The organism is Paraburkholderia sp. GAS42, assembly GCF_050436565.1.
In the GTDB taxonomy this organism is placed as follows: Bacteria; Pseudomonadota; Gammaproteobacteria; order Burkholderiales; family Burkholderiaceae; genus Paraburkholderia.
In genome coordinates this window covers 76,568-103,458 of record NZ_JBNDML010000016.1, presented here as the reverse complement: position 1 = coordinate 103,458, position 26,891 = coordinate 76,568, and the positions used below count along the sequence as shown (strand labels likewise).

Below are 26,891 nucleotides of genomic sequence, written 5' to 3'. Positions count from 1 at the left end.
ATCAACGCGTGCAGACCGGCTTGTCGCCAGCACGTATTCCGAAACGGAGGCGAACATGAGTACGACCCCATCGCCCACCGCTTCGGAAGCGGAGCACGATTCCCACGACAACGCCCACGAAGGTGATTCGCCTTCGACTGCACGCCGCTACATCGACGCGGTCCTCGAACAGTCGTTTCGCCATCTGTTCGGGCCGACCGCCACGCCGGAGCAGCCGCGCCGGCACGACGTCGTTTCGATCTCGAAGCTGACGTCGGCACTCGCCGAATACATCACGCCGGAAGAAATCAAGGACGTCAAGGCGGCCTTTCATTTCAGCGACGAGGCCCACCTTGGCCAGTATCGTCAGAGCGGCGAACCCTACATTACGCATCCTGTCGCCGTCGCGGAAATCTGCGCCGGCTGGAAGCTCGACGCCCAGTCGATCATGGCGGCGCTGCTGCATGACGTGATGGAAGATCAGGGCGTGACCAAGGCGGAGCTCGCCGAGCGCTTCGGCGCGAAGGTCGCGGAACTGGTCGACGGGTTGTCGAAACTGGACAAGATGGAGTTCCGCAATCGCGAGGAAGCGCAGGCGGAAAACTTCCGCAAGATGCTGCTCGCGATGGCGCGCGACGTGCGCGTGATTCTCGTCAAGCTCGCAGACCGCCTGCACAACATGCGCACGCTGGGTGCGGTGCCGCATGAAAAGCGTCGTCGCGTGGCGCGCGAAACACTCGATATCTATGCGCCGATCGCGCACCGGCTGGGTCTGAACAATACGTATCGCGAGCTGCAGGATCTGAGCTTCGCGAACTTCAACCCGCATCGGTACGCGACGCTCGAAAAAGCGGTGAAGGCAGCGCGCGGCAACCGTCGCGAAGTGGTCGGCAAGATTCTGGAATCGGTGCAGCGCGCGATCGCCGACGCGAAGCTCGACGCCGAAGTCACCGGCCGCGAAAAAACCATCTTCAGCATCTACAAGAAGATGCGCGACAAGCAGCTGTCGTTCTCGCAGGTGCTCGACGTGTACGGCTTCCGCGTGGTCGTCGATAGCGCGCTCGAGTGCTACACCTGCATCGGCGCGCTGCATGCGCTCTACAAGCCGGTGCCGGGCAAGTTCAAGGATTACATCGCGATTCCGAAGGTCAACGGCTATCAGTCGCTGCACACCACGCTCGTCGGCCCGTTCGGCGCGCCGATCGAGTTCCAGGTGCGCACGCGCAAAATGCACGAGATCGCCGAAGCGGGCGTCGCCGCGCACTGGCTGTACAAGAACGGCAGCGCGGATCTGAACGACGTCCAGAAGCGCGCGCATCAGTGGCTCAAGTCGCTGCTGGATATTCAAAGCGAAGCCGGCGATTCGAGCGAATTCCTCGAACACGTGAAGATCGATCTGTTCCCGGATGCGGTCTACGTGTTCACGCCGAAGTCGAAGATCATGGCGTTGCCGCGCGGCGCCACGGCACTCGACTTCGCGTATTCGATCCACAGCGACCTGGGCAACCAGTGCGTCGCAGTGAAGATCAACAATGAGCTGTTGCCGCTGCGTACCGAGCTGAAGAGCGGCGATATCGTCGAAGTGATTACCGCGCCGTATTCGAAGCCGAATCCGGCGTGGCTCGGTTTCGTGCGAACGGGCAAGGCGCGTTCGGCGATCCGTCACTATCTGAAGACGATGCGGTTGAACGAGTCGGTGCAACTCGGTGAGCGCCTCGTCGATCAGGCGCTGAAGGGCTATGGCTTCGCGCTGTCGGACGTGACGCCGGAAGTCTGGGAAAGGCTCGTGCTGTGGACGGGCAACAAGAACCGTCAGGAAATTTTCGCGGACATCGGCCTCGGTCGGCGCGTTGCGGCAGTGATGGCGAAGCGCATTGAAGTGCTGATGAGCGGCCGCGACGCCGACGACGACAGCCCGCGTCACGAATCCATCGGCTCGCATGCGCCGCCGGTCGTGATCACCGGCACGGAAGGGATGTCGGTGCAACTGTCCGCATGCTGCCGTCCGATTCCGGGCGACGACATCATGGGCTACATCGGCATCGGCCTCGGTATGGCGATCCACACCACGGATTGCCGCGTTGCGCAACGTATTCACCGTCGCGATCCGGGCCGCTGGATCGACGTCGCGTGGGCGCCGCAGCCGGGTCGCCTCTTCGACGTCGCGATCAAGGTGCTCGTGAAGAACACGAAGGGCGTGTTCGCCCGCGTCGCCGCCGATATCACGTCCGCCGACGCCAACATCGTCCACATCGCGATGGACGAAGATCTGTCGCAGGAATCCACGGTGCTGCGCTTCGTGATCCAGGTCAGCGACCGCGTGCATCTCGCTAACGTCATGCGCCGCGTGCGCACGAATCCGGACGTGATGCGCATCGCGCGCGAACGGCCGAGCGAGGAAGGCCATCATCGTCATGACGGCGGCATGCGGATCGACCGCGAGCGCGCCGACTACTGACGGCCGTGCAACGTACCCGCGGAACGCACCCGCGGCCGCGATACGCGAGGCGCGGGTACGGCAAATGCGTCTTTCCACGCATTGGATGCCCCGATCGTTACCCGAGATTGGCTTGCGCCACGTTGCGCTGCGGCGTGGGGCTTTCCGCGGGAGCGGCGATCGTCTCATTTCTCACCCGGAGTGAAACCCGATGAATGTTGCTGATCTGACCGATGTCGCGCTCGACTACTGGGTGGCGCGCAGCCTCCACGACTTCGTCCGCGAAATCCACTTCACCGACAGCGGGCGCACGGTCGCGATTCGCGGCACCGATCGTGGACGTCCGTGGGACGGCCGCTTCACGCCGTCGACGTCGTGGGAAGCCGCAGCTGTCGTTCTCGAGCGGGCCCAGCGGCTGGAACTGAAGGAGGAGCGTGCGCACGGCGTCGACGCGCATTGCGTCGCCGATTTCGCGGGCGGACACCGGACGGTGGAAGGGCGTGGCGAGTCGCTACGCGTGGCGCTGCTGCGGGCGTTCGTCGCAAGCCGCTTCGGCGACACCGTGGACGGCATCTTGCGGCAGTCGCAGGCTCTGGTCGGCGTGAGGGCGGAGGCGATCGGCGAGCAGTCGGCGCCACCGTCGGTCGAAGACGTCCCGACGCCCAATGGCCGCATCGGCGATATCCAGTCGGCGCCGAGGTAATTTCTGCGGGGTGCGCAGGGCGTAGCCGTTGACCATCGGCGCCCCAGCAACACGCCGGCGACACATCACGCAGCACAAAAGATAAAGGGCCTTCCAGATGGAAGGCCCTTTATGGGTGGTGCGGCTGGCAGGATTCGAACCCACGACCCCTTGGTTCGTAGCCAAGTACTCTATCCAACTGAGCTACAGCCGCACGCGAAACAGGTCATGCTGGAAATCTGACGCTTCGCCAGATCGTTTCGCCAGCTCGTTTTGCCAGGTTGATACCCGGTGAAACGCCGGTGAAACAAAAGGGCCTTCCCGGAGGAAGGCCCTCGAACAAGTGGTGCGGCTGGCAGGATTCGAACCCACGACCCCTTGGTTCGTAGCCAAGTACTCTATCCAACTGAGCTACAGCCGCACGCAGAAACGAGATTATAGCAAAGCCTCAAAAAAAGGGAAGCCACAAACGCCAATTTGTCTCATTATCCTTGTTATGTACCCTTGATGGACGGGCCTTAGCCGCTTCGAAGCACCATGAACAAAGCCTTTGTCAAAGAGTCGACTGACGATCAGGACGACGACGCCGATGTCGCTCAGCCCGAGATTCCCGCGGGCGCGAAGAACTACATCACACCTGCCGGTTACCACCGGCTGCGTGACGAACTGCTGCATCTGATCGATGAGGCGCGTCCGGAGGTCGTGAAGCTGGTGTCGTGGGCGGCATCGAACGGCGATCGCTCGGAGAACGGCGATTACATCTACGGCAAGCGGCGTCTGCGCGAAATCGACCGGCGCATCCGCTTCCTGACCAGGCGTCTCGATCTGGCGGAAGTGGTCGACAGCAGCCGGCAGGAGAACGTCGATCAGGTGTTCTTCGGCGCGACCGTCGACTATGCGACCGAGGACGGCGAGACGCATACCTTGACGATTGTGGGCGTCGATGAGGTCAATCTGGATATTGGGCACGTCAGCTGGGTCTCGCCCATTGCGCGCGCCCTGCTGAAGGCGCGGATCGGCGACCAGGTCACGCTCCACACGCCCGCCGGGCCGCAGCCGATCGATGTGCTCGACGTCCACTACCCGCCGCCGGACGGGGCGTCGTAAGTCACTACGGTCAGGATCTCCATGCCGTTGCCGTACGCTCGCCTTCGTCGTCCGCGAGCCGGGGCATCAATGAAAAAAGGCGCCGCAAGCGGCGCCTTTCAATACTGCGGATACTGCCTTACAGCTTAGAAGCGGTGACGCAGACCAGCCGTCACAGAGACTTGCTTGTTGTTGCCCGAAGCACCCAGACCGTTGATGTCCGCGTTGACAACGGAGCCTTGGTTGACCTGCTGGTATTCGCCTTGCAGGTACACGTCCGTACGCTTCGAGAGCGCGTAGGCGGTTTGCAGGTTGAACTGGTTCCAGTGCGGACGCGTGCCTTCCAGGCTCGCGCGGGTGTACGTGTACGAACCCGCGACGCTGAGAGCCGGCGTCAGGGCGTAACGTGCGTTCGCTTCGAAGTTCTGGAAGTGAGCGCTGTTGCCGTTGGTGGCAATACCGCCGCTCACGCCCGAAGCGCCTGCGCCGATGCCTGCGAGACCCTTCAGGTTCGTTTGCGAGTACACGAGGCCAGCCGTTGCCGGGCCGAACGAGTAGTTTGCGCCTGCGCCCCACGTTTGCTGACGGGAAGCGAAGAACGTGTTGTCGCTCGACACCGCGCCACCCGAGTTGAACGCTGCAGCGGCGCCCGTTGCGCCGTTGCTGTTCAGTTGCAGGTAAGCAGCGCCGACATTCAGGCCGCCGTAGTTATACGATGCGCCGGCGCTGTATGCGCGGTTGTTCGCAAAACCAGCTGCCTGGTTCGAGAAGCCATACAACGCGCCGAACTTGAAGCCGCCGTAAGCCGTGCTCTGGTACTTGACCGAGTTGTTGATGCGGAACGAGTTGTTCAGGTTGTCATTGTCGAACGGGTGGGCGAACTGCGTGCCGCCGTATTGCGTACCCGTCAGTGCCAGCGGGCCGACGTAGTCAACCATGCTGTCGTATTGACGACCCAGCGTCACGGTACCGAACTGGTTGCTCGACAGACCGACGAATGCCTGACGGCCGAACTCACGGCCGCCTTGCTTCAGCGTACCGTCGTTAATGCCGAAACCGTTTTCCAACGTGAAGATGGCCTTGAGACCGCCACCCAGATCTTCAGCGCCGCGCAGGCCCCAACGGCTGCCGTTCACCGAGCCGGTCGTTTCCTGCCAGTTGCTGTGGCCATGCTGGTTGTTCGTGTAGGTGATACCGGCGTCGATCAGGCCGTACAGCGTGACGCTGCTTTGTGCGTGAGCGGCGGTAGCAAAAACGCCCGACAGGGCCGCGACCATGAGAGTCTTTTTCATCTTTGTAACTCCGAGAACAGGATGGGTTTTGGAAACCCAGGCTTCAAGGAAACGATCACGCAACGCTGCGAGAGGCGGAATGCACGTGAAAACGCGCCATACGGCAAGCACGTTTGTTTCCGGACAGACAAAGTGTAGAGACGCGAGTCGGCATGCGGAGGTTCTGAAATCCGCAATAAAGTATTACTGGATTGGAAATGATATGTGACCCTGGCTAAAGCCTTGCTGGTAAAGGCTTTAAGGGCTTCTTCGCGATTCGGAAGAGTGGTGTCAACCTGAGGGCGTTGTGCAATTGCGACAGCAAATGCGGCCCAAAAAACGGTACAGATTGTCTAAAAAAGTAACTGTTGCTGTTTTTGAAATAGATGGTTGTTGTTATTGCTGCTAATCGCCTGTCGCCACGGCGCTATACTGAACTTTCTGCTTTTCGAAGCAGACTTTTTCGTTGAGAAAAAGATCTCCAAACCTTTGTCAGCGCGGCCTTCCAGTCGCGCTCTTTTTTTGTCCCACCGTTCTGCGATTCCTTCGCTATCTAGCTTCCCTGCGCCAGCGGATCCGCCTGTCCGGATTCGAAGCTGCCGGGAACGCTCCAATCTTCCATGACGTAGTGACGCGCGTCCATAGGGGAAGACAGCAGGTTCTGCCAATGGTCGCCGTGCCACATCGGGTCGAACGCAAACACTGAGGAATCGCTGGATTCCACTACCCCGTCGGTATGAACGGACGATGCCTGCGAATGAAACAGCCAGGCGGCCAGACGTTTGAATTCATTGAAAAGCATGACAATCTCCCATTGCACACTGCCTGTTTGATCATGCATGTGAATGTATTACATGAACAACCGGTATAAACACTTACCAAAAACACTTTTAGTTACATTTACGGAAAATTTTTCCGGATATAGATACATTCAGATTTCGCGAAGTAATAGTGACCGATTGTGTTGACTAAATAATGCCTGTTGATTTAGGCGGTTGCTTCATTATCCTTAGCATTTCATGTGCTAAATGATCGCCAAAAATTCGCTTGACTGGCTCTCATCGTTCCCCGTATAACAGCAAAGCTGAATTCGAGCGCCGGATGTGCTTTCGGCGAATTCATCGAACAGGCATAAGGGCATTGCCCGTTTATTTTAAATTTTGAAGGAAACTGGAATATGGAAACCGGTATCGTCAAATGGTTCAACGATGCTAAGGGCTTTGGATTCATCACGGCTGATTCGGGCGGCGACGATCTGTTCGCGCATTTCTCGGAGATTCGCTCGGAAGGATTCAAATCGCTGAAAGAAAATCAGCGCGTGTCCTTTGAGGTGAAGACCGGGCCGAAAGGCAAGCAGGCTGCAAACATCCAGCCGCTGTAACACACCGTACGCCGCGCGGCCACGCAGCGGCTACCTGGAAAGCCCTCGCACTATGTTGAGGGCTTTTTTTCGTCCGGCAGGTATCGAGCGGGTGGGGATCCGATCGCGGCCGCACGATTATCGGGGCGTAGCGACGCTGGCCATCTGCACTATTGACAGGAATTGCGGATTTAAATGGTGGCCAATAACCGCGGTCATCCGGCGGCTGTCATAATAAAATGAATATGAGCCGTGAATGACGCATTGTTAATCGCATGCCGTTTCTAACCGGTCGGCAACAAGACAAAAATTTCCCGCCGCAATCCTGCTCTTGCGCCAACTGGTGCATACTTGCGCGAAGTCACGCCTGGAACGCATTCCCATGTCTGAAGAGTATTTGCCGGTTCCGGCAATCGATGTCCCCATTGTTTTTGTCGACCTCGAAACCACGGGCGGATCGACCAGCGAGCATCGCATCACCGAAGTCGGCGTAGTCGAGGTGGGCCCGCAAGGCGTCTCGCGCTGGAGCACGCTCCTCGACCCGCAACAGCCCATTCCGCCATTCATCCAGCAACTGACCGGCATCACCGATACGATGGTGCGTGGCGCGCCCACGTTCGAGTCGATCGCGCCGGCGCTGTTCGAGCGCCTCAAGGGCAAGCTCTTTGTCGCGCACAACGCCAGTTTCGATCGCGGATTTCTGCGTGGTGAATTCGCTCGCGTCGGTCTGTCGTTCAATCCGGATGTACTGTGCACGGTGCGGCTGTCGCGCGCGCTGTTCCCGGCCGAGAAGCGGCATGGGCTCGATGCGCTGGTTCAGCGTCATGCGCTTGTGCCGTTCGATCGTCACCGCGCGCTGGCCGATGCCGATCTGCTGTGGCAATTCTGGCAGCGGCTGCATGGCCTCGTTCCGCTGGACGCGTTGCGCGCGCAGATCGAGCGCACCACGCGCTATTTCCAGCTCGCCGGCAACATCACTGAGGATCTGCTGGACACCGCGCCCGTTGGCTGTGGCGTGTACATGTTCTATGGCGAAGACGATCTGCCGCTGTACGTGGGCCGTAGCGTGCGCGTGCGTCAGCGTGTTCGTGCGCATCTGACCGCGGAGCGGCGTTCAGCGAAGGACCTGCGCATGGCGCAGCTGGTGCGGCGCGTCGAATGGCGCGCGACGGGCGGCGAACTCGGCGCGCTGCTGGCTGAAGCGCAATGGATTGCGACGATGCGTCCGCGGCATAACCGGGCGCCGCGCGTGGGACGAAGTGACCCCGTCGATGCGCCGTGGCCTTTCAACGGCGCGATCGTTTTCGAGGAGCGCGACGCGCAATCGCAGACCCGCGCGTTTCATGTGATCGACCGCTGGCGCTATCTCGGCGGCGCGGCAACGCGGGAAGAGGCCGCGTCGTTGCTCGTCCCAGGCATTGCCGGTGCGTTCGAACTGTCGACATACCGGATCCTGCAAACTCACCTCGAGCGCGGCCTTGAGGTCGCGCTGCTGAACGAGCCGTCGCCGCTGGCCGCGACCGAAGCCGTCGCGGTCTAACGGATACCGTTAACCGGTCGCCCCGACGCCGCCCGATTCGCAGACGTGCCCGAGCGCGTGCGTCAACGCGCTCGAATGCGCCGCGTCGTAGCGCGTCAATGATTTCCAGTTCGCGATACCCTGCGCGACCCGCGACGGACAGTCCGCCGCGCCGCGCAGCGGCTGCACGCGCGCGAGACCGGCCACCATGGCCTGCGTCAGACGATCGAGTTGCGGCCGTGTGCTGGTGGCGAGGTCGGGTGCGGCGCCCTCCGGCGGCTGACCGTTGCGCCACGCATCGAACAACGCGTTCTGCACTTCCTTGCTTGCGTCAATCTGATCCTGAAAGAACGCCCGTGCGAAGGCCGGATCGACGTTCGCGGCCTCCGCGCGCTTCGCGACATCCGCGAGCAGCGCGTTTTCACGCGGCGTATCGGTGATCGGTTGATGCGTCGCCCACTTGTAGCGCGCGACGGGCTCCGCGAGCGCAAGACGCTGCGATGCAAGCGCAATGAGATTGGTGAGTGGAGTGTCGTCGCCATCGGCGAAGGCAGGAAGCGGTGCTGCGGCGAGTGCGGCCACGAGCGCAGTTGCGCAGAGGGCGCAGACGCGGGTCAGAAGTGTCATGAGAGGAGAGGAGAGAGGACCGAAAGGCCAGAACGGAAACAGCAGAAGAATAGACCATAGCGCGGCAGATCGATCAAACAGACGCGCACAGCCATGCGCGCCGGGTGCTGTCACCCGGCGCGCAAGCAGAAATCAGACGACAGCCATCCGCGCGAACGCGCACGGTACGCGGCGCGCCAGGGCGCCTGCGCACGACTGCCATCCCCGCGCTGATCGCGCGTAGCCCGTATTGCCGTGACTGACCACGCTTATTTCGGGTCGCACGACTTGCGTTGTTCGTCGAAGAATGCGCGAACGTGTTCTGGAAGTTCGGCCCCGAGGAACTCAACGCCTGCCGGTTCCGGATCCGGACTCATCACTTTGTCGGGGGTCGGAACTCTTGGCGGTTTGGTATCCATGATCTTTCTCCTTTACAAACCGATTATCTGCCTCGGTCTTCGTTTTGCACCAGTGCTGCGAAGCGGCAACTCCAGTTTCACTGTTTCTCTGTTGCTTTAACGGCACAGCGCTTCCGGAATTGAAGTCGTATGAATAAAATGTATCGATTGCCTGCTAATCCTCTGCGGTCAACCGTTCCGTCCAGCCAGTCTCCCGCCGCTTCCCGCCGTGGTCCGTGCGTCTGCGTACATGCAGACATTCGGACCGGACGTCGTTTTTTTGTGCGCTGCAGCGAATAATTCACGCTGCTTCACGTCATCCGAAAACCGATCATGGCTGATCTTTCATTAACGGACGATTAAGCCGTTCCGTTGACGAGCAGGAATACTTTGCAAGGGTCATCGTAAATCGGGGCTCGTTCGGTTTTAAACGATCATTCGTTCGAAAATCGATCGATGCGGATTATTCGTTAATACGCATGACACATTGAGCAGGAGCCCGATCTGATCGATGCCGCAATCGCGTTTTGCCGGCAACCGGAATCCGGTTACTCGCCGGCAGCGATTTCAACGAACAGCGGGGCGCCTGTCGCTTACTTCGCTTCGGCGGATGCTTCGACGGGCGCCGGCACGCGCACCGGACGGTCGTAACCTTCGGGCTTGCCCGTGACGTCGACCTGTCCGTGGATGCGCGCCTGATGGCCGTCCGCAAACATGTAGTACGGGAAAGGCCGCGCCGGTTCGGACACGGCGTCGAGGCGCGCGATGTGCTCCGGCGTGAGCATGAAGTCGAGCGAGCCGAGCGATTCCTGCAACTGTTCCGGCTTTGTCGCGCCGACGATGATGCTCGACACCCCGCGCTTCTGATGCAGCCAGTTCAGCGCGACCTGCGCCATCGGCCGGTTGACTTCGTTCGCGACCGCTTCCAGTTCAGCGACGATGCGAAAGTTGCGCTCGGTCAGTTTGTCGAAGCCCGGCGGCGGCGCGCTCGCGACGCTCGCGAGCCGTCCGCTGCCCGATACGCCCGTCGCCGTGAACGAGCCGTTTTGCGACGGCCGGTATTTGCCCGACAGCACGCCCATGCCAAGCGGACTCCACGGCACAAGCCCCATGCCGAGATTCGCAGCGAGATCGGCGAACTCGTTTTCCGCGTTGCGCTCGATCATCGAGTATTCCAGCTGCATGGCCGCGACGGGCTCGAAGCCGCGCCAGTCAGCGAGCGTCTGCGCGCGTCCGGCGTACCACGCCGGCGTATCCGACAGTCCGACGTAGCGGATCTTGCCCGCGCGGACGGCGTCGTCCATCGCGCGCATCACTTCGTCGACGGGCGTCATGCGATCCCACGTGTGCAGGTAGTAGAGGTCGATGTAATCGGTGCCGAGGCGTTTTAGCGAGCCGTCGAGCGCGCGGATCAGATTCTTGCGATGGTTGCCGCCCGCGTTCGGGTTGCCGCGTTCGGCGTTGTAGCTGTACTTGGTCGCGATGACGAGGCGCTCGCGCAGTCCGCGCGCCGCAGCGAATCTGCCGACCCATTTTTCGCTCGTGCCTTCGGTGTACAGGTCAGCGGTGTCGATGAAGTTGCCGCCGGCATCCACGTATAGATCGAAGAGGCGTTGTGCTGCCTTTTCGTCCGTGCCCCAGCCCCATTCGGTGCCGAAGGTCATCGTGCCGAGTGCGATCGGGCTGACGCGCAGGCCTGAGCGGCCGAGCAGGGTGTAGCGGTTCATCGTCATGACTGTCTCCCTGAGAGTGTCCTTGCGTGCGGAAGGTCGGCCATGAAAGGCCGATGAACGTATCCTGCGCCGATTCTTTTCGTGGAAAAATCGGGTCTGTCTGAATGAATTGTGAAGCCTCGCTTCATAATGGAGATTCGTATGGATCCGGCTCATCTGCCTGCACTGACGGCATTCGCCTCGGTCGCACGGCACGGCAGCTTTACCCGCGCGGCTGGCGAAACGGGCGTGTCGCCGTCCGCGCTGTCGCAGACCATCCGCGCGCTTGAGACGCAGCTCAACGTGCGACTTTTCAATCGCACGACGCGCCGCGTCGCGCTGACCGAGGCGGGCGCGCAGTTTCTGGAGCGCGTGCGGCCCGCGCTCGCTGCGCTGGAAGCGGCGTTCGATTCGCTCGACGAGACCCGCGATCATCCGGCCGGCACGCTGCGCATCAACCTGTCGCGCGTCGCGAGCGAGCTGCTCGTGTTGCCGCATCTCGCGGAGTTCACGCAGGCTTATCCGCATATCCGCCTGGAAATGGCGCTCGACGATGGGTTCATCGATCTGGTCGGCGAAGGCTTCGATGCGGGGATCAGGCTGGGCGAGCGCGTCGCGCGGGATATGGTTGCTGTGCCGTTGAGCGGTGAGGTGCGTATCGCGGTGGCCGGCTCGCCAGCGTATTTCGAGCGCTATCCCAGGCCGGTTACGCCGGACGATCTCGCCCCGCACGACTGCCTGCAATACCGGTTTTCGACGAGCGGCGGCATCTATCGATGGGAGTTCGCGCAACCGGGCGATCCGCATCGTGTGTTCGAAGTCGAAACGCAGGGCAGCTTCGTCACCAATGATCTGCGGACGATGGTGCGCGCGGCCGAGCAGGGCGTCGGGCTGTTGCACGTGATCGACGGTTACGTGCGCGAGCAGCTCGACGACGGACGGCTCGTGAGTGTGCTCGACGCATGGTCTCCGATATTTCCAGGCTTCTATCTGTACACGGCGAGCCGCGCACAGATGCCGCTCAAGCTGCGGGCGCTGATCGACTTTTTCCGGGCGAAGCGGGAGCAGCGTCGATGATTTCTGCGTTCGCGGCACGCGGTCACAGCGCCAGGCCGCAGCGAGGTGCGGCCACAGATATCCCGGCGTGCGACCTTCCGTTGCGCGTGCAACCACTTCTGGAATGCAGGCCGCGGATGATCTGCCCGCCGGCAACGCCCGCGCCTGGACCGACATCGATGATCCAGTCGCCTGATCGAAGCGTCCGGTGCAGGTCGCGAGATTCTAGCCGGACAGCCGTTACCTCAAATCAGATGGGATGATTCAGATCGGCCACGAGCTGGGATGCGATGCTATTTGCGCCTTCCGTCAAATCGCTCTTGATATCGGCTGCTACCACATTCAACTTCGCGTAGTTGAATGTCTTCCGGTATATCGCATTACCGGCATCGAGCGGTTCGGCATCGTTCGGTTTTTTTCTGAACTGCAGCAGTTTGTCGGACTTCGGATACATCACGACGTTAGCGGCGATATAGAGGTTTCCAGACTGCAACTGATAGCCGACGTCGACGAACAGGACGGCGCTTGTTGAAGCATTATCAAAGATGATTCTTTTCTGCGTGCTCGAGTTGACGGTCTCCACATCGAGCGGCGTGGCGAACTTGATGGTTTGAAGCGTGCCGACTGCCTCGTTGGACGCCTGCTTCATGACGGCGCGGAAGTCGTAATCGTGCAGTTGCGCAAGCATCGGAGCGGCGTTGCTTTCTGCGGCCGACCGCCGGGCCGCATCGATGCCCGCTGCAATGAGAGCGCCGAGCAGGCCCGTGGCGCCAGCGTTGGTCGGCGTCACCGTTACCATCAGGCTATTCTGGGGAATGAACAACGTACCGGCTACTGGGCCAAGATCGTGCTGCTCCTGCTTCGTTATCGACATGGGTGGTGTCACCGCACATCCGCTCAGCGCTGCGATAGACAAGAACAAGAAGAGGTTTCTCAGGTTCATTTTAGGGGGACCCGTTTCTGCTTTAGCGTGTAATTGAAATTGCGGCATCCGTAGACCACGTTGCCTTTTCAACTACCGTTTCGGCGATGTCATTATTGCATCGGCGAAAACTGAATAGAGGAAGTCAAATGGATCGTGTGTCCGCGATACCTTTAACGACAGATCCGTGTTTAACTTTAGCGCCCGGCGCTTTTGCAACGTCATAGAGAATGAGGTGCATTCAGTGCAATGCCGCTCGCAATTCGTGCGCTATCAACGGCCGCTTTGGAGAAAGCCTGATAACCGTTTCGGGTCGAGCCCAGTAGTTTGTGCTGGGAGTTGCAATTGTTCGCGCTTTCAACGAAGCCAATGGCATTGCGCTTGACCATCGCGTGTCGGATGCCGAACGATCGTGACGGGGCCGATGGGTGGCGTGCGCACGCACTGCATGCACGCTCGCCTATAGTCATCTGGCGCTAAAGCCGCTGGGGAGTACAACTGGCTGAGCGCCAGCCCCACTTTGACGGCAAATGCCTGCACAGCGCTTACACGGAATCCAGAAAGCAAAAAGCCCAGTCGCGATGACTGGGCTTTTTACTTGAATCTGTTGGTGCCGGAAAGAGGAATCGAACCCCCGACCTTCGCATTACGAATGCGCTGCTCTACCGTCTGAGCTATTCCGGCATCAGAGAAACGAGATTATAGGGACTTCGCCAACAGTTTGACAAGCCCCTCGCTCAACTTTTTGTTTCCAGATGGTAGCGGGTCACGCGATCGACTTCGTTCTTCGAGCCGAGGAACACCGCCACACGCTCATGCAGGCTCTTCGGCATCACGTCGAGAATGCGCTTCTCACCGTTGGTCGCAGCGCCGCCAGCCTGCTCCACGATGAAGGCCATCGGGTTCGCTTCGTACATCAGGCGCAACTTGCCTGGCTTGTCCGGCGTGCGCTTGTCGGCCGGGTACATGAAGATGCCGCCGCGGTTCAGGATACGGTGCACGTCCGCGACCATCGATGCGATCCAGCGCATGTTGAAGTCCTGCTGGCGCGGGCCGTCCTTGCCGGCGTTCAGTTCATTGATGTACTGCTGCACCGGCGGATGCCAGTGGCGCGCGTTCGACGCGTTGATCGCGTACTCGCGCGTCTCGACCGGAATGCGCATGTCGCTTTGCGTGAGCACCCACGAGCCAAGTTCGCGATCGAGCGTGAAGCAGTTCACGCCGTTGCCGGTTGTCAGCACGAGGACCGTCTGCGGACCGTACACCGCGTAACCCGCCGCAACCTGCTGCGTGCCCGGTTGCAGGAACGACTGTTCAGTCGGCTGCTGGCCGTCAGGGCAGCGCAGCACTGAGAAGATCGTGCCGATCGACACGTTGACGTCGATGTTCGACGAGCCATCGAGCGGATCGAACACCAGCAGATATTCGCCCTTCGGATAGTTGCTCGGAATCGGGAAGAACGTTTCCATTTCTTCCGATGCCATCGCGGCCAGGTTGCCGCCCCATTCGTTCGCGTCGAGCAGGATTTCGTTCGACAGGATGTCGAGGTTCTTCTGCACTTCGCCCTGCACGTTCTCGCTGCCGGCGGTGCCGAGCGCGTCGCCGAGCGCGCCCTTGCTGACGTGGTAACTGATCGACTTGCACGCCCGCGCAACGACTTCGATCAACAGACGCAGATCGGCAGGCAGGTTATTGGTCTCCCGTTGCTGCTCGATCAGGTACTTAGTGAGAGTGGTACGACGTTGCAAAGCCATTGCTTACTCCGGAAAGGCGAAGGAATGCGCTGATTTTACCTGCTTGCCTTCACGCACCTCGGGTTTTGAGACGGAGCGCGTGCTTTTAGCGTCACAGCAGTTCGATCTGCGGGAGATTGAGGACGCTCGTCTCGCGCATGATCGAGACGAAATCGGCGGCGTAAGGACGTTTTGAGAACGCAGGCAACGTCGCGGCATAGAGTTCGCCCGCGAGCGGCGAGCCGTCGGCCGTGTGCACCGGGCGCGGCGTCACGTAGTGTTTGTCGAGATAGACCGCGACGGCCCACAGCGGCAGCGCCGCAACCCCGCGCCGGCTCGCCACCAGCTGGAGGATCGCAACCGTCAGTTCCGATGTGCGCCGCTTCGGTTCGATGCCCGCCGGCTTCAGCACCTGCCGCACGATGTCGAGCATGTCGTCGGGCACCGGGTAGGTGATAAGCGTCTCGTCGCGGAAATCCCCGGCTTCGAGCGCGGGCTTTTGCGCAAGCGGATGATCGTTCGCGACCAGTCCGACGATCTGGAAGCGGAACAGCGGATGGTGATCGACGGCTTCGTCAGGGTCGGCTTCGGCGACGATCGCCAGATCCGCGCGGTCCTGATGCAGCAACCCGATCGGATCCGCGTGAAAGCCGGACACGATGTCGAGCTCGACTTCCGGCCAGCGCTGGCGGAATCCGTCCATTGCCGGCATCAGCCAGTCGAAACACGTATGGCACTCGACGGCGATTCGCAGCGTGCCGCCCGTGCCCTGTGCGAGCCGCGCGACGTCGCGCTCGGCTTCCTCGATGGCGGGCACGACGCCCTCAGCCAGCGCCAGCAAACGCTTGCCGCCGGGCGTGAATGCGAGCGGCGCCGACTTGCGCACGAAAAGTGGCATGCCGAAATGCGCCTCGAGCGCCTTCAACTGATGCGACAGCGCGGACTGCGTGAGACACAGGAACTGCGCGGCGCGCGACAGGTTGCCCGTGTCGCGCAACGCAATCAGCGTCTGTAAATGCCTGAGTTCCAGAGGCGAGCGGATCATCGTCGGATAACCGTGCGGGCGGCATGTTGAAAAAAATTCATGATAAATCATAAAAACTTTCGTTTGAATAATATTCGTTCGAATTTGATACTGGCAGTCATAGATCCGGCAACGAACGACAAACGAAAGACAACGACCATGAGCACCGCACACATCCTGGGTTTCCCGCGCATCGGCGCGCATCGCGAACTGAAATTTGCGCTCGAGCGATACTGGCGCGACGGCATGACCGTCGAGGGCGAACGCGCGCTGACCGAAACCGGCCGCGGATTGCGCGCCGATCATTGGCGCACGCAAAGCGACGCCGGACTGACGTATGTGACGGTCGGCGATTTCGCGTGGTACGACCACGTGCTGACGACGCTGGCGCACGTCGGCGGCTTGCCGCAGCGGTTCGGTTTCGACGCGACGCAGCTGACGCTCGCCCAATATTTCGCGATGGCGCGCGGCAACGCTGTGCAGCCGGCGATGGAGATGACCAAGTGGTTCGATACGAACTACCACTATCTCGTGCCGGAATACGCGCCGTCGACGCGCTTCGGCGCAGGCGTGTCGTGGCTCTTCGACGAAGTGAGCGAGGCGCAGGCCGCCGGTCATCGTGCGAAGGTCGCGCTGGTCGGGCCGTTGACCTTGCTCTGGCTCGGCAAGGAGCGTGATGGTCTGCAAGACCGTCTGTCGCTCCTGCCGGATCTGCTCGCCGCGTATCGACTGTTGCTGGCGCGCCTGAAAGAGCAGGGCGTCGAATGGGTGCAGATCGACGAACCGATCTTCGCGCTCGATCTGCCGGATGCGTGGCGCGACGCCGTCTCCGCCGCGTACGCGGCGCTGGTACCGGAGGCGCCAAAGCTGCTGCTCACCACCTATTTTGACGATGTCAGCGAACACGCTTTGCTGCTGAAGTCGCTGCCGGTGGCTGGCTTGCACATCGACCTCGTGCGTGCGCCGTCGCAACTCGATGCATTCATCGATGCGTTCCCGGCTGACAAGGTGTTGTCGTGCGGAATCGTCGATGGCCGGAACGTGTGGCGCAACGATCTCGATGAATCGCTTGCGCGTCTTGAGGCTGCACATCAACGGCTCGGCGCGCGGCTGTGGGTCGGCACGAGTTGCTCGCTGCTGCACACGCCGGTCGATCTCGGCAATGAAGCGAAGCTCGATGTGGAGCTGCGCGGGTGGCTCGCGTTTGCGGTGCAGAAAGTGCGAGAAGTGGCGCTGCTGCGCGACGCGCTGACGCACGGCCGCGCCGCGGTCGCCGCCGGATTTGACGCGGCACGCGATGCAAGCGCCGCGCGACGCACGTCGACACGGATTCATAATCCGCTTGTGAAGCGCCGCGTTGAGGCGCTGACCGATGCGGACGCCACGCGCCGCTCGCCGTACGCGAAGCGTGCCGCAGACCAGCGCGCCCGCTTTGACCTGCCACTTTTGCCGACCACGACGATCGGTTCGTTTCCGCAGACCGCCGAAATTCGCGCAGCGCGTGCCGCGCACAGGCAAGGAAAGCTGAGCCATCTGGACTATCTGGAGGCGATGCGCAAACACGTGCGTTTCGCCATCGACCAGCAACTGGCGTACGGTCTCGATGTGCTCGTTCATGGTGAAGCCGAGCGCAACGACATGGTCGAATACTTCGGCGAACTGCTGTGGGGCTTCGCGATCGCCGAGAACGGCTGGGTGCAAAGCTACGGCTCGCGCTGCGTGAAGCCGCCGCTCATTTACGGCGACGTCTACATGCCCGAACCGATGACGGTCGGCTTCGCGTCCTACGCGCAGTCGCTGACTGACAAACCGGTGAAGGGCATGCTGACCGGTCCGGTGACGATGCTGCAATGGGCCTTCGTGCGCGACGACCAGCCGCGCTCGCAGACGGCATTGCAGATTGCGCTGGCGCTGCGCCAGGAAACGCTGGCGCTCGAAGCCGCGCAGATCGGCATGATCCAGATCGACGAACCCGCGCTGCGCGAAGGCCTGCCGCTGAAGGCGCGCGACCGTGCGCACTATCTTCACTGGGCGGTCCGCGCGTTCAACATAGCGGCATCGGGCGTCGCCGACGATACGCAGATCCATACGCACATGTGCTATTCGGAGTTCGGCGACATCCTGCCGTCGATCGCGGCGCTCGACGCCGACGTGATCTCGATCGAAACGACGCGCTCGAACATGGAGTTGCTCGACGCTTTCGAGACCTTCGAGTATCCGAATGAAATCGGACCGGGCGTCTACGACATCCATTCGCCGCGCGTGCCGACCGCTGATGAAATGGCCGCGCTGATCGGACTCGCGCTCGAACGGATTCCGGCAGAGCGGTTGTGGGTGAACCCGGACTGCGGCCTGAAAACGCGCGACTGGCAGCAGGTCGACCCGGCGTTGACGTCGATGGTCGAGGCTGCGAAGAAGGCGCGTGCGGCGCTTGCGTTGAAGGCTAAGGTTTCTTTCGCGGAGGTTTGACAGCGATCGTGCGTTTGACCGCCGCGCCCGATGCGAGCGCGGCGGCGCGCGGCTGGGTGCGGGGCGGCTTCGGCGACTTCGTTTGCTTTGTCTTCTTCCGTGGCGTGATCTCGCTTTTGATCTGGTCGCCGGACAAGCGGGCAGCGATGCGTAGCGCGTAATCGCTCTGCAGATTCATCCAGAACTGGGGTGTCGTGCCGAAGTATTGCGATAGTCGGAGCGCTGTATCGGCCGAGATGGCGCGCTTGCCGAGCACGACATCGTTAATGCGCGGCGCGGGGACGTGCAAGGCCGTTGCGAGCGCGTTCGCCGACATACTGAGGGGCTCCAGAAACAGCTTGCGCAACATATCGCCCGGGTGGGAGAGCGGGATCAACTCCCCGGTTGAGATGTCGGAAAAATCGATCTTGTCCAGGTCTTCTCGTTTGATGACCATCGTGGCCTCGAATTGCATTAGTGGTAGTCCAGAATTTCGACGTTGAACGTGTCGCCATCGACGAACTCAAAACAGATTCTCCATTGCGCATTGACGCGAATACTCCATCGCCCACGACACTGCCCGCGCAGCGCTTCCAGCCGGTTCCCCGGCGGCTCGCGCAGGTCATCGGGATCCGATGCGGCGTTGATCGCCCGCAGCTTGTCCAGCGCGACAGTCTGAATATGTCGCGGTAGTGAGTGCACGAAAACGCCCTGAAAAACCAGCGCCGTAGCCCGCCGTAGCCTTGTTACCAAACGATCTGATCATGAAAGGATATAACGCGACGCGTTAAACGTAAACCGTTAGGGAATGCGTTTACTGTCGTGCGTTTGATCCATCACAACAGTCATCCGGATGGCTAACTAAACCACGCGGACGAAAAAAAGCCGACACATTGTGCCGGCTTCTTCGTCACATAAAAACCGCAGAAAAATCAGCCCAGCGCTTTCTCCACGACCTCGCGCACATCGCGCGATTTCACCTGCGCCGCGACCGTTTCCAGCGCCGAGCGCATGCCGTCACGCAACGCCGGCGTGAACCGGCGCCACAATTCCAGCGAACGCGCGAGACGCGCCGCAACCTGCGGATTCATCGCGTCGAGCGCGATCACCTGTTCGGCCCAGAAGCGGTAGCCTGAACCATCTTCCGCATGAAACTGCGACGGGTTCGCCGTGCAGAAGCTGAAAATCAGCGAGCGCGCGCGATTCGGGTTCTTGAGCGTGAACGCCGGATGCGACATCAGCTTGCGCACAATGTCGATCACCGGACGCTGCGCGCTTCCACGTTGTGTCGCCTGCAGCGCGAACCACTTGTCGATGACGAGCGGTTCTTTCTCGAAGCGTCGATAGAAGTCGTCGAGCGCGCCTTCAGCCAGCGTGCCGCCCGTCGCCGCCGATGCATTCAGCAGCGCCGACAGCGCCGCCGACCGGTCCGTCATGTTGTTCGCCGCGTCGTATTGCGCGTTCGCGAGACGCACGGCTTCCGCGGGGTCGTCGAGTTCGCAGAGATACGCCAACGCGAGATTCTTCAGCGTGCGATGGCCGGATGCTTCGGGCGTGACTTCGTACGCGCCCGGCGTCTGATGTTTGTCGTAGATTGCGAGCCAGTCGGCGTGCAATGCATTGGCCAGACGGTTGCGCACGAACTGTCGCGCGCGGTGCACCGCAGCCGGATTCGACTCGGTCATCTGCTCGGCAAGATACGCTTCCGAAGGCAGCATCAACGCGAGTTCGCGGAACGCCGGCGACAGCGATTCGTCGCGCAGCACGCGAGCAAACGCAGCGACGACGGAATCGTCGAGTTGCAGCGCCGCCCCCGTCGCGGCATGCGAAGCGAGTGCGAGCAGTTCACGCGTCGCGAGCCGCTGGCCGGCTTCCCAGCGATTGAACGGATCGCTGTCGTGTGCGAGCAGGAAGGCGAGTTCTTCGTTCGTGTAGTCATACTCGACGATCACCGGCGCCGAGAAATTGCGCAGCAGCGAAGGCAGCGGCTTGTCGGCCACGTCGATGAACGTAAAGATCTGCTCTGTGCCCGTGAATTCGAGCACGCGAGTCGTGCCCGTAGCCGCCGCGGCCTCGCCCTCGAGACGCAACGGCAGATCCGCGCCGTCCTTGCCGATCAGGCCGATCGCGAACGGAATCAGGAGCGGTCCCTTCTGCGTCTCGCGCGCGGCAGGCGAGCCGTCGCCGTAACCTTGCGTGAGCGTCACGCTGTAGCGGCGCTGCGAAGCGTCGTAAGCGGTTTTCACGGTCACGCGCGGCGTGCCGGCCTGGCTGTACCATCGCTCGTACTGCGCAAGATCGCGGCCGTTGGCATCGGCCATCGCACGACGGAAATCGTCGCACGTCACCGCCTCGCCGTCGTGACGCTGGAAGTACAGATCCATGCCCTTGCGGAAGCCGTCGCGGCCGAACAGCGTCTGGTACATCCGCACGACTTCCGAGCCTTTTTCATAGACCGTCATCGTGTAGAAGTTGTTGATCTCGACGTAGCTCTCCGGGCGCACCGGATGCGCCATCGGGCCCGCGTCTTCGGCGAACTGCATCTGGCGCAGCACGCGCACGTCTTCGATGCGCTTTGTCGCGCGCGCGGCTTCGTCGCTACTGTTGCTCTGGCCGCCGGCCATGTCGGCCGAGAATTCCTGATCGCGGAATACGGTCAACCCTTCTTTCAGGCTCAGCTGGAACCAGTCGCGACACGTCACGCGGTTGCCGGTCCAGTTGTGGAAGTACTCGTGGCCGACCACAGCCTCGATGTTCGCGAAGTCGGTATCGGTCGCGGTTTCGGGGTTCGCCAGCACATACTTCGTGTTGAAGATGTTGAGCCCCTTGTTCTCCATCGCGCCCATGTTGAAGTCGCTCACGGCGACGATCATGAAGCGGTCCAGATCGAGTTCCAGCCCGAAGCGTTCCTCGTCCCAGCGGATCGAATGCTTCAGCGAATCCATTGCGTGCTGCGTCTTGTCGAGATCGTGCGGTTCGACCCAGACCTGCAGCAGCTTTTCCTTGCCGGATCCGCTCTTCACGCGCTCTTCCAGCGCGACCAGCTTGCCCGCGACCAGCGCGAACAGATAGCTCGGCTTTCTGAACGGATCTTCCCAGCGGGCGAAGTGACGGCCGTCCGGCAGGTCGCCTTCCTCGATCAGGTTGCCGTTCGACAGCAGCACCGGATACGCGGACTTGTCGGCGCGCAGCGTGACCGTATATGTGGCCATGACATCAGGCCGGTCGAGAAAATACGTGATGCGGCGAAAGCCTTCGGCTTCGCACTGCGTAAAGAAATTGCCGCTCGATACGTACAGACCCGACAGCGTCGTGTTCTCCGCCGGATTGCACACGCTCACGAGCGTCAGTTCGAACGCGTCGGGCACGTCATCGAGCGTCAGACCGCGCTCGTCGGGATGCGCGGCGGCGTGTGGTTTGCCGTCGACTGTCGCGCTGACGAACGTCAGCTGTTCGCCCATGAGTTCGAAGTGGGCCGCGCGGACGGCGTCGGGATTGCGGCGCACGCGCATCGTGTTACGGACCGTCGTCCGTTCGGGGACGAGATCGAACTCGAGCGCGACGGTGTCGATCAGGAAGGCGGGCGGCGCATAGTCGGCGCGGCGGATCACAGCAGGCGTAGCAGTGTCGGACATGGCGGTTTGAGTGGAGAGTGCTGGGCGGCCGTCTGCCGCGCGGGGTGCGCGGCGACGAGCCAGTTGGGCCATTGTACAAAGCCATTTTAGATCGTGCGGCCCGAACTTTTTACCGATGACACGGGTCAGCGTATTATCGGGCCGCTGCGCGCAGGCGCGGCCCGCCCTATAAGACGCCGAAGACGCAAAAGACGAGGAAGACCATGAAGCTCGACCGATGGACCCGCCGCGCAGCCATGCTGCTAGCGGCCATGGCAGTCACACTTTCTGGCTGTACCACTTACGTGACGACGCAGGTCACTGCGTTCTCCGACTGGAGCGGCAGCGATGCAACGCGAACCTACGCGTTCACCCGCCCAGCCGATCAGAAGAACAACCTCGAACTGTCGACCTACGAGGCGCTCGTGGGCAACGAACTCGCGACCCAGTCGTTCCGGCGCGTGAACAGTCAGGACGCGCACTACCTGGTTGGTCTCGGATACGGCATCCGCAGCGACATGGTGACCGTTTCGCAGCCGGTCTACTACTACAACCCGTGGCCGGGCCCGTACTACTGGGGCCGCCCGATGGATCCGTGGGGGCCGTTCGGCCCGTTCCCGACTGGCTACGTCGACCAGAGCTATCCGGTTTACACGCATTTGCTCAGCATCCGCATTACCGATCGCGCGACCGGCAAGGAGGTGTACAACGTGACGGCTCGCAATTCGGGCGCCGAGTCTTCGCTGGTCCGGGCGATGCCTTATCTCGCGCGCAGCGCGCTCGCCGATTTCCCGCTGGGTAACGCCGTCGTGCGGACAGTGCGGATTCCGCTCGATGGCAGCGGCGCCGCGCCATCGAACGAAGCGACCGTTTCTACCGGAGCGGCCGCGCCCGCTGCGCCGGCCTCTGCGGCCAAAGCCGTGCAATAGGCATCAGGCATCTGGCATCGGGCATCAGAAAGCATCCCGCATCGCAGCATCGGTTTCACCGACACAAAAAAGCCGGCACCCGCGTCACGCGCAGGGCCGGCTTTTCGCTGAAACAACCCTCGCTAAAGGTGTATCAAACCCCCACACCGAACAGCGCCAGTGCGCCCAGCACGACGAACATGACCGCGGCGATGCCGTGCACGACCTTCGTCGGCAACCGGTGAGCGAAGCGGTCGCCGAGCACGATGGCCGGCACGTTCGCGATCATCATCCCAAGTGTCGTTCCGGCCACCACGCCAAAGAAATCGTGGAAACGCGCGGCCAGCGCGACGGTGGCGAGCTGCGTCTTGTCGCCCATTTCCGCGAGAAAGAACGCGATAACGGTCGCGCCGAACACGCCGAGGCGGGTGCGGTTCGCGTTGGCTTCGTCTTCGTCGAGCTTGTCCGGCACCAGGATCCACAGACCCATGCCGATGAACGAGGCTGCGAGTGCCCAGCGCATGATCGTCGGCGTGACGAGCGTGCCGAGCCATGCGCCGAGCGCGCCGGCGCCGGCGTGATTGACCAGCGTGGCGACGAGAACCCCGAGAATGATCGGCAGCGGTTTGCGATAGCGGGCGGCGAGGACGAGCGAAAGCAGCTGCGTCTTGTCGCCGATTTCGGCGAGCGCGACGGCGCCCGTCGAGATAAGGAAGGCTTGATCCACGTTGTGATGGTTTCCTCGGGCCGAGAATGAACGAGCGACGACCCACACCCTGCCGGGCCCTGTTGCGGCGGCTGTGGATCATCGGTCTCGCCAGGCCAGAGGCTGCGTCTGCCATGGCCGTACAGGCCAAGTCTGTTGACAGGCGCCCCCGCGTTTCACGTGCGCTTCGCAGCCTTCAATGCTGAAAGGTTGCGCGGACGTGCTGCAGGGCGGCTACTCCCCAATGAGGGGCGGATTATAACACGCGGTCTCAGGCACACTGCGCCCCGTGCAACAGCGTTTTGCCACCTGTTTCCCCACGATCGCCATGACGACTAGTACAAATCGTCCAGATACCGAGAAAGGCGCACACGTTTCTTTCAGAACGTAAAAGGGCCGCATAAGAACTTCAGCGCTGACCCGTCGCATCTCGTCAATGTGGAAAAGGGTTTGAAGCCTTTCCAGGACTCGTTTTAACGGTTCGTGGCGGTGGTGAGACGGATACAGATGGATACGTCTTTTGTGGCTGATTTAATCCACAATATTCAGTATGATGCCGGCGGTCGCCGGGGAATCTGAGTCTAACTAACATCATCGTCTGGCGGGCCCGCCCCTAAATAATTGGGGCATTGTGCCGTTAATTCGCCTGAACATATAACAAGACTGGATTGACCTCGGTGGCGTCTGCCTCGCGCTGGGCGGCGCTCATGCGTCGCCTCCGGCCGGCGTGCCAGATGGGGCGCCAGCAGCCTTAGCAGTTTTCAATCGCGCGAACACCGATATGCCCGATCTGCACTGGACTATTCCGGTTGCTCGCTGGTCTTCCTGGCCTGCCGCCGCAGCCACCGCCCCCGATATTGGCTTTATCGAGCCGATCGTGCGACGGCGGCTGAGCACGCTGTCGCGCGCGGCGCTGAAGGTCGCGCACGACTGCGTGGGCGACGACGCTGCCGCCGTGCGCACGGTGTTCGCCTCGCGACATGGCGAACTGCGCCGCACCACCGACATCCTGCGCACGATCAGTGCGGGCGAGCCCGTTTCGCCGACTGCCTTCAGCCTTTCCGTGCTCAACGCGATGACGGGCGTGTTCGGTATCGCCCGCGGCGACCGCTCGCCGGCAAGCGCCATCTCGGCAGGCGCCGAGACCCTGGGCTACGCATTGCTGGAGGCGCACGCGCAATATGCGAGCGATCCCGCGACGCCGGTGCTGGTTGTCTACGCCGACGAACCCGCCGACCCCGCGTACGGCACGATCGAAGACGAAGTGCAGGGCGGCGCGCTGGCCATCCTGTTCGACGCCACGGCCGCACAGGGCCAGCTGACGTGTACGATCGCTCACGCGCCGACGTCCGGCGATGCGCCCGCGCTTTTCGCGACGCAAAGCCAGGCCGTGCAGCACTGTCTCGACACGCACGCGGCGGCAGTATGGCAAGGCGCCGATACGACCTGGAAATGGATCTGGCATGATGGCGCGGCTTGAGTACGTCTGGCGGCTGGTTGCCACGGGCCTCGCGATGGCGGTGTTCGGCGTGTGCGGCTTCCTGTTCTCGGTGATCGTGTTTCCGCTCGCCTGGCTGTGGCCGCATCGGGCGTCGCGACAACGCGCCGTGACCGCGGTCATCCACGGCTTTTTCCGTGCGCTCGTCGCCGTGCTGCAGTTTGTCGGCGTGATGAAACTGGTGGTCGAGGGCGGCGACGCGCTGCGTACGCGCCGCCCGGCTATCGTCGTCGCGAATCATCCGACGTGGCTCGACGTGATGGTGCTGCTTTCGCTGACGCCGCATGCGTGCTGCGTCGTGAAGAATGCGCATTGGCGCAACCCGTGTTTCTACGGCATCGTGCGCGCGGCTGAATACGTGAGCAACGCGGACCCGGTCGAACTCGTCGAAGCCGGCTCGCGACAGCTCGAAGCCGGCTACACGATGATCATCTTTCCGGAAGGCACGCGCAGCCCCGCGCCGAACCGCCTGCATGCATTTTCGCGCGGCTTCGCGCATATGGCGATCAGGGCGGGCACGCCGATTCTGCCGGTGCTGATGGATTGCGATCCGCCTGTGTTTACGAAGCAGATGCGCTGGTACAACGTGCCGGCGCGCGCATTCCGGATGCGCGTCAGCGTGCTCGAGCCGGTTGGCGTCGAGCAGCTTTCAGCCCACGAGACATCGCCGGCACTTGCCGCGCGCACCGTGACCAGCGCCATCGAGGCCCACATTACCCAGCATCTGTTCGACTATGGATTCTTTAAAACTGGAAATTAAGCAGCTCCTGATCGCCGCACTGGATCTGGAAGACCTGACGCCTGCCGACATTGACGACGATGCGCCGCTCTTCGACACCGATGGCATCGGTCTCGATTCGATCGACGCGCTCGAGATCGGCATCGTGCTGCGCAAACAATACCAACTGACCATCGCTGCGAACGATGAGCGCACGCGCGAGCATTTCCGCTCGATCAATACACTGGCGGCGTTTGTTGCCAGCCAGCGCGAGCCCGTGCATGCAGCGAACGAAACCGCAAGGAAAGGGGAATAAATCGTGACCGAGGCAGACATTCTTGAGCGCATCCGCGCCATCTTCAAGGAGAATTTCGCGATCGAACCTGCGCGCGTGACACCCGATGCGCATCTGTTCGAGGACCTCGATCTGGACAGCATCGATGCGGTCGATCTCGCGATCAAGCTGCAGGAGATGACGGGGCGCCGCATCAAGCCTGAAGAGTTCAAGTCGGTGCGCACAGTCGGCGATGTGATCGGTGCGGTCGAATCGCTGCTGGCGGCGCAGGGCTGATGCAGTCTGTTCCGTCAGACATGCCGGAATCTGCGATGGGCAGGTTGTGTCAGATATTGCGCGCTGTCCTGCAGGTGCTGCTGAAGCTGGCGTATCCCGCGCTGATCCTGTGCGCGTGGAAATGGGACACGCCGCGCTATGTCGGGCTCATGTTGTTCGCGATTCTGTGGCTGCAGCGCTGGGCGGGTACGGGGAGCGTCGCGTCGTCGCTGCGCAGGCTGACGATGGTCGACTGGTGCGTCGCGGGCCTCTTGAGCTGCGCGTCGGCTGCGATCGTCGCGACCAATAGCGAGATGCTGCTGCGTATCTATCCGTCGCTTGTCAATCTGGGTCTCCTGATCGCGTTCGGCGCGACGCTCGTGCGTGGGCCGACGATGATCGAGAAATTCGCGCGTATCCGCACGCCAGATCTGAGCGCGCCGGCGGTGCTGCATACGCGTCGCGTCACGCAGATCTGGTGTGTGTTCTTTGCGCTGAACGGCGCGTTTTCGGCGTATACGGCGTTCTACTGGACGCGTGATGCGTGGTCGCTCTATAACGGCGCGATTGCGTACGGTCTGGTCGGCGTGCTGCTCGCCGGCGAGATCGTGTGGCGATACCTGGTGGTGCTGCCGCGCGCGGCGCGTTCGGAGGCGGCATGACC

Annotated in this window: 25 protein-coding genes, 3 tRNA genes and 1 riboswitch; of the genes, 13 read left to right on the top strand and 15 right to left on the bottom strand. The window is 61.7% G+C overall.

Going from position 1 to position 26,891, the window contains the following annotated elements:
* Positions 1-55: 55 nt before the first annotated feature.
* Both P3T16_RS22975 and P3T16_RS22970 read left to right on the top strand, forming a co-directional pair.
* A complete protein-coding gene (locus tag P3T16_RS22975; protein ID WP_429343991.1) occupies positions 56-2,437 on the top strand; it encodes a RelA/SpoT family protein in 2,382 nt (793 codons plus the stop codon).
* A gap of 190 nt (positions 2,438-2,627) precedes the next feature.
* Entirely contained in the window at positions 2,628-3,119 is a 492-nt protein-coding gene (locus tag P3T16_RS22970) for a phage protein NinX family protein (RefSeq protein WP_429343990.1), read from the top strand.
* A 116-nt stretch (positions 3,120-3,235) separates the two neighbouring features.
* Here P3T16_RS22970 and P3T16_RS22965 read toward each other — a convergent pair.
* Positions 3,236-3,312: transfer RNA gene (locus P3T16_RS22965), tRNA-Arg, on the bottom strand.
* A 130-nt stretch (positions 3,313-3,442) separates the two neighbouring features.
* Positions 3,443-3,519: transfer RNA gene (locus P3T16_RS22960), tRNA-Arg, on the bottom strand.
* Positions 3,520-3,635: 116 nt separating this feature from the next.
* On the opposite strand from P3T16_RS22960, the gene greB reads away from it, so the two are divergent.
* Entirely contained in the window at positions 3,636-4,205 is a 570-nt protein-coding gene (gene greB / locus P3T16_RS22955; RefSeq protein WP_429259637.1) for a transcription elongation factor GreB, read from the top strand.
* A gap of 125 nt (positions 4,206-4,330) precedes the next feature.
* Here greB and P3T16_RS22950 read toward each other — a convergent pair whose 3' ends face one another.
* Both P3T16_RS22950 and P3T16_RS22945 read right to left on the bottom strand, forming a co-directional pair.
* Positions 4,331-5,476: a porin gene (locus P3T16_RS22950; RefSeq protein ID WP_429259638.1), complete on the bottom strand. Its 1,146-nt coding sequence runs from the start codon at positions 5,474-5,476 to the stop codon at positions 4,331-4,333.
* Between the two features lie 532 nt (positions 5,477-6,008).
* Positions 6,009-6,257 (bottom strand): hypothetical protein, encoded by a 249-nt coding sequence (locus P3T16_RS22945; RefSeq protein ID WP_429343989.1) that lies wholly within the window; start codon positions 6,255-6,257, stop codon positions 6,009-6,011.
* Between the two features lie 375 nt (positions 6,258-6,632).
* On the opposite strand from P3T16_RS22945, the gene P3T16_RS22940 reads away from it, so the two are divergent.
* Positions 6,633-6,836, top strand: coding sequence for a cold-shock protein (locus P3T16_RS22940; protein WP_429259640.1), 204 nt, complete (start codon positions 6,633-6,635; stop codon positions 6,834-6,836).
* Positions 6,837-7,197: 361 nt separating this feature from the next.
* Positions 7,198-8,355 (top strand): exonuclease domain-containing protein, encoded by a 1,158-nt coding sequence (locus P3T16_RS22935; protein WP_429343988.1) that lies wholly within the window; start codon positions 7,198-7,200, stop codon positions 8,353-8,355.
* Between the two features lie 9 nt (positions 8,356-8,364).
* Here the strand turns inward: P3T16_RS22935 and P3T16_RS22930 are convergent, their stop codons facing one another.
* From P3T16_RS22930 to P3T16_RS22920, 3 genes are all read right to left on the bottom strand, one after another.
* Positions 8,365-8,961 carry a chorismate mutase gene (locus P3T16_RS22930; protein WP_429343987.1) on the bottom strand — a complete coding sequence of 199 codons (597 nt, stop codon included), beginning with the start codon at positions 8,959-8,961 and terminating at the stop codon, positions 8,365-8,367.
* A gap of 248 nt (positions 8,962-9,209) precedes the next feature.
* A complete protein-coding gene (locus P3T16_RS22925; RefSeq protein ID WP_429343986.1) occupies positions 9,210-9,359 on the bottom strand; it encodes a hypothetical protein in 150 nt (49 codons plus the stop codon).
* Between the two features lie 572 nt (positions 9,360-9,931).
* Positions 9,932-11,071 carry an aldo/keto reductase gene (locus P3T16_RS22920; RefSeq protein WP_429343985.1) on the bottom strand — a complete coding sequence of 380 codons (1,140 nt, stop codon included), beginning with the start codon at positions 11,069-11,071 and terminating at the stop codon, positions 9,932-9,934.
* 141 nt (positions 11,072-11,212) lie between these two features.
* Between P3T16_RS22920 and P3T16_RS22915 the strand changes: the two genes are divergently transcribed.
* The gene (locus P3T16_RS22915) at positions 11,213-12,127 is read left to right on the top strand and encodes a LysR family transcriptional regulator (RefSeq protein ID WP_429343984.1); all 915 of its coding nucleotides are present in this window, start codon (positions 11,213-11,215) and stop codon (positions 12,125-12,127) included.
* A 229-nt stretch (positions 12,128-12,356) separates the two neighbouring features.
* Here the strand turns inward: P3T16_RS22915 and P3T16_RS22910 are convergent, their stop codons facing one another.
* From P3T16_RS22910 to P3T16_RS22895, 4 genes are all read right to left on the bottom strand, one after another.
* Positions 12,357-13,049 (bottom strand): hypothetical protein, encoded by a 693-nt coding sequence (locus P3T16_RS22910; RefSeq protein WP_429343983.1) that lies wholly within the window; start codon positions 13,047-13,049, stop codon positions 12,357-12,359.
* A 587-nt stretch (positions 13,050-13,636) separates the two neighbouring features.
* Positions 13,637-13,712 (bottom strand) — tRNA-Thr (locus P3T16_RS22905).
* 53 nt (positions 13,713-13,765) lie between these two features.
* Positions 13,766-14,782, bottom strand: coding sequence for a class 1 fructose-bisphosphatase (locus P3T16_RS22900; RefSeq protein WP_429259647.1), 1,017 nt, complete (start codon positions 14,780-14,782; stop codon positions 13,766-13,768).
* Positions 14,783-14,873: 91 nt separating this feature from the next.
* Positions 14,874-15,806, bottom strand: coding sequence for a LysR family transcriptional regulator (locus P3T16_RS22895; protein ID WP_429259672.1), 933 nt, complete (start codon positions 15,804-15,806; stop codon positions 14,874-14,876).
* 138 nt (positions 15,807-15,944) lie between these two features.
* Between P3T16_RS22895 and metE the strand changes: the two genes are divergently transcribed.
* Positions 15,945-18,254: a 5-methyltetrahydropteroyltriglutamate--homocysteine S-methyltransferase gene (gene metE, locus P3T16_RS22890; RefSeq protein ID WP_429343982.1), complete on the top strand. Its 2,310-nt coding sequence runs from the start codon at positions 15,945-15,947 to the stop codon at positions 18,252-18,254.
* On the opposite strand, the gene P3T16_RS22885 is transcribed toward metE, so the two are convergent.
* The 3 genes from P3T16_RS22885 to pepN form a co-directional block, all read right to left on the bottom strand.
* Positions 18,229-18,690 carry a HigA family addiction module antitoxin gene (locus P3T16_RS22885; protein WP_429343981.1) on the bottom strand — a complete coding sequence of 154 codons (462 nt, stop codon included), beginning with the start codon at positions 18,688-18,690 and terminating at the stop codon, positions 18,229-18,231. The two genes, metE and P3T16_RS22885, sit on opposite strands and share 26 nt — an antisense overlap.
* Positions 18,691-18,707: 17 nt before the next feature.
* Positions 18,708-18,935 carry a type II toxin-antitoxin system RelE/ParE family toxin gene (locus P3T16_RS22880; RefSeq protein ID WP_429343980.1) on the bottom strand — a complete coding sequence of 76 codons (228 nt, stop codon included), beginning with the start codon at positions 18,933-18,935 and terminating at the stop codon, positions 18,708-18,710.
* A 230-nt stretch (positions 18,936-19,165) separates the two neighbouring features.
* Complete coding sequence (gene pepN / locus P3T16_RS22875; protein ID WP_429343979.1) at positions 19,166-21,868, bottom strand: aminopeptidase N; 2,703 nt, start codon at positions 21,866-21,868, stop codon at positions 19,166-19,168.
* 203 nt (positions 21,869-22,071) lie between these two features.
* Here pepN and P3T16_RS22870 point away from each other — a divergent pair, with 203 nt between their 5' ends.
* Complete coding sequence (locus P3T16_RS22870; RefSeq protein ID WP_429343978.1) at positions 22,072-22,776, top strand: DUF4136 domain-containing protein; 705 nt, start codon at positions 22,072-22,074, stop codon at positions 22,774-22,776.
* Positions 22,777-22,909: 133 nt separating this feature from the next.
* Here P3T16_RS22870 and P3T16_RS22865 read toward each other — a convergent pair whose 3' ends face one another.
* Entirely contained in the window at positions 22,910-23,482 is a 573-nt protein-coding gene (locus P3T16_RS22865; protein WP_429259651.1) for a TMEM165/GDT1 family protein, read from the bottom strand.
* 12 nt (positions 23,483-23,494) lie between these two features.
* A riboswitch (yybP-ykoY riboswitch) is annotated at positions 23,495-23,716 on the bottom strand.
* A 526-nt stretch (positions 23,717-24,242) separates the two neighbouring features.
* On the opposite strand from P3T16_RS22865, the gene P3T16_RS22860 reads away from it, so the two are divergent.
* From P3T16_RS22860 to P3T16_RS22840, 5 genes are read left to right on the top strand one after another with little or no spacing between them, the layout of a single operon-like run.
* Positions 24,243-24,941, top strand: coding sequence for a beta-ketoacyl synthase chain length factor (locus P3T16_RS22860; RefSeq protein ID WP_429343977.1), 699 nt, complete (start codon positions 24,243-24,245; stop codon positions 24,939-24,941).
* On the top strand, positions 24,925-25,719 hold the full coding sequence (locus P3T16_RS22855; protein ID WP_429343976.1) for a lysophospholipid acyltransferase family protein: 795 nt from the start codon (positions 24,925-24,927) through the stop codon (positions 25,717-25,719). Before P3T16_RS22860 ends, P3T16_RS22855 begins: the two co-directional genes overlap by 17 nt.
* Positions 25,694-25,993 (top strand): phosphopantetheine-binding protein, encoded by a 300-nt coding sequence (locus P3T16_RS22850; RefSeq protein WP_429259654.1) that lies wholly within the window; start codon positions 25,694-25,696, stop codon positions 25,991-25,993. Before P3T16_RS22855 ends, P3T16_RS22850 begins: the two co-directional genes overlap by 26 nt.
* Before the next feature lie 3 nt (positions 25,994-25,996).
* Complete coding sequence (locus P3T16_RS22845) at positions 25,997-26,248, top strand: acyl carrier protein (RefSeq protein WP_429259655.1); 252 nt, start codon at positions 25,997-25,999, stop codon at positions 26,246-26,248.
* Between the two features lie 35 nt (positions 26,249-26,283).
* Positions 26,284-26,889, top strand: coding sequence for a hypothetical protein (locus P3T16_RS22840; protein ID WP_429343975.1), 606 nt, complete (start codon positions 26,284-26,286; stop codon positions 26,887-26,889).
* Positions 26,890-26,891: the final 2 nt, after the last annotated feature.